The sequence below is a fragment of the Bradyrhizobium sp. genome (genome assembly GCF_019242285.1).
In the GTDB taxonomy this organism is placed as follows: domain Bacteria; phylum Pseudomonadota; class Alphaproteobacteria; order Rhizobiales; family Xanthobacteraceae; genus Bradyrhizobium.
The window spans coordinates 1-2,357 of the sequence record NZ_JAFAVV010000008.1 but is presented as its reverse complement, the minus strand read 5'-3'; the positions used below and the strand labels follow the sequence as shown (position 1 = coordinate 2,357).

Annotated in this window: 3 protein-coding genes; all 3 read right to left on the bottom strand. The window is 61.2% G+C overall.

Translation table 11 applies throughout. From position 1 onward, the window contains the following. The coding region (locus JOY90_RS00375; RefSeq protein ID WP_291689194.1) for a vanadium-dependent haloperoxidase at positions 1-1,429 on the bottom strand (1,429 nt) is incomplete at its 3' end. Between the two features lie 70 nt (positions 1,430-1,499). Continuing rightward, positions 1,500-1,853, bottom strand: coding sequence for a hypothetical protein (locus tag JOY90_RS00370; RefSeq protein ID WP_291689193.1), 354 nt, complete (start codon positions 1,851-1,853; stop codon positions 1,500-1,502). 168 nt (positions 1,854-2,021) lie between these two features. Next, the coding region (locus JOY90_RS00365) for a hypothetical protein (protein WP_291689192.1) at positions 2,022-2,357 on the bottom strand (336 nt) is incomplete at its 5' end.

Genomic DNA, 2,357 nt, shown 5'->3' with positions numbered 1-2,357 from the left:
GCAGCGCCGCAAAGACGGCAGTCGCGGGTGACGCCGTGCCGAGCACGAATTGCTGAGCGCGCTCCCAGGCATGCTCGCCGACTTTCTGACCGATCTCCTGGCCGCGCTTGTTGTCCACCGGCCAGTGAACTCCCCCCCAAATGCGAGATATTCCGCTTGCTTCCGCGGCGGCTGCGAAAGTCGGATACGAGAGCGTCACCGGCTGCGCCAATTCGCGCTGCTCGACGTACAGATGTGTCACCAGCCTGTGGAAATTGAAAGGGCGCTTTCCGGTTGCGAGCTCCATGACGCGAGCCCAGGCCGCGGTGAAGGCACTGTGGCCGGAAACGTAGGAAGGGAAGGGCGGCGTTGGCAAATAGGGCTCCCATTTGATGGCGCGCATTTCCCCAAGTCCTGCGGGAACGGTGACGGGATCGTTGGAAGCACCAACCCTGGAGTCTGGAGTGGAATAGGCCAGTGCGAGGGACAGCCTCCGCGGGTGCCACGCGCTGATGAACGTGTCGCCGAGTGCACGAACCGCCGTAATCGGGCGCACATAGTCGTAGGAATACTTGGCGTCCCAGGTGGCAATGGAGGCATCGAGGATCGCATTGCTAGCGACGAAGAATAATTTAACGTCGTCGTCGAGGCGCAGATCATTCATGTTGGAGACGAACTTCGTCATTTCAATCAGTTGTGGGGCAGGAGCCATGCCCCAAATCCCCCAATATTCCGCCTCCGCCTTTTGTGCGTCGGTCAGTGAGCCGCTGGTCTTGATCAGCGCATCAATTTGCCCCGACCATTCCACGGTTCCGGGCGCCGGAGGCGGATCGGGGCGGAATTGATCGGCGCGCGCCAGCGAAAAGGGCATGACGCGGCTCCATTGCGGGGTCGTTGGAAGTTGGCGCTTCCCAAACGACTCGATCGGTTGCCAAGCGGCAGACTCTCCCGAACGCGGTTGGTAGCCTGTCGTGTCGGCGAAGTTTCCGGTTTCGTTGGCGCCATCGTCGCGGCAGTTGGCGAGAACGGCTGCGGCAGCCCGCCGCCCGACCCTGGCTGGCAGGGTGTCGGCGTTTGGATCATAGCCGAGCGACTGCATCTGCTGGATGAGCGCACGCCGATGCTGAGGCGCAAGCACCCGCAATACGGTAAAGGCGGCGTGACTGATCGCTTCGCGTTTGTTCGCTTCGTTGCTTGGGCCACCTTGTCCCTTGAGGGAGGTCCCCGAGACGACCCCTACGGCCATTGGGTCATACGCGGTCCAGGCATCATAAATCGCCGTCTGAAAGGTGGCGAGAAAGCGAGAACCGACCGTTGGCTCCCAGGCCACTTCTTGGGCATAAGGGAGTGCCTGGTCGAGCCACTCAGTTACAATCGAGGTAGCGCCTGTCGGCGACGCCTGCAGTGTAAGAATCAGGCTTGCGGCGATGGACAAAAGATCGCGGATCATTCACTCCGTCTCCCCGATATGACCGGCGCTGCGCTTCGCCGGCGCCGCTGGTCGCCCTTCCGGCCCGGGCTCAGCGCAGCGACTTTGTGAAGCCTTTGAGGGACACCGACTGGTCCATCTTCATGACTCCGGCATCGTCGACGGTGACCCGAGCAGCGCGGCCGCGTTTGAACTGATCAAGGATCGCCCCATAAGCGGGGTTGGATTGCGGGACGATCACCTCGCACTTGCTGCCGCTATCGCCGAACTTGCATTCGGCGGTCGCAAAGTAGTGCCGAAAGGCGGGCGCGTTGGCCTTGTCCACGAAAACCTCAATTCGGGAATTCGCGACACCGATCTGGGTTGTCCGCACGACGATTTTCTTGCTCTCCTTGTCGAAGGCGAATTCCGCGTTCGGCCCCGTCGCTTCTCCGGCGCGCAGCATGATTGCCTCGGCTGCTAGCGCGAGGTGCACGGTCCCGGCAGAGAAGATAACTGCAAGGGAGCTGACAAGGAGACGCCCGGCTGTGCGCACGACAAATTCTCCAACGGCTTCATTGGACGAGGCCCAGGAAACCAACGAAGCGCCGGGCTCCCGCGCGGCGATGCACGCTCATAAAAAGCGATAGACGATCGGGCAGTTCACCACGAGGCCGACCGAACCGAAGGTCTTGCCGTTCAGCCCGGTGATCCAGCCCTTTTGCACCATTCCGAGGATTGAGAATTCCTCTGTCATGCGGGACCGATAACCGAGCTCGATCGCTCTTTGTGTCCATACCGATGGATTGATATCCCACAGAGGGCTGTAATCGGTTGCAACGGTGGGAATGCCGCCGAGCACGTTGAGCGGGGAGGCGCCGTCGGAGAGTGCGCTGTTCAATCCCTGCCGCTGCGGATTCTCTTTGCCGGTTTGACCGTTGGCAAAGACGAAAATGCGTTCGACCGGACT

Bases quoted from the DNA above. Each gene is read 5' to 3' on its own strand.
- JOY90_RS00370 (WP_291689193.1), bottom strand. From the start codon at position 1,853: ATGCTGCGCGCCGGAGAAGCGACGGGGCCGAACGCGGAATTCGCCTTC.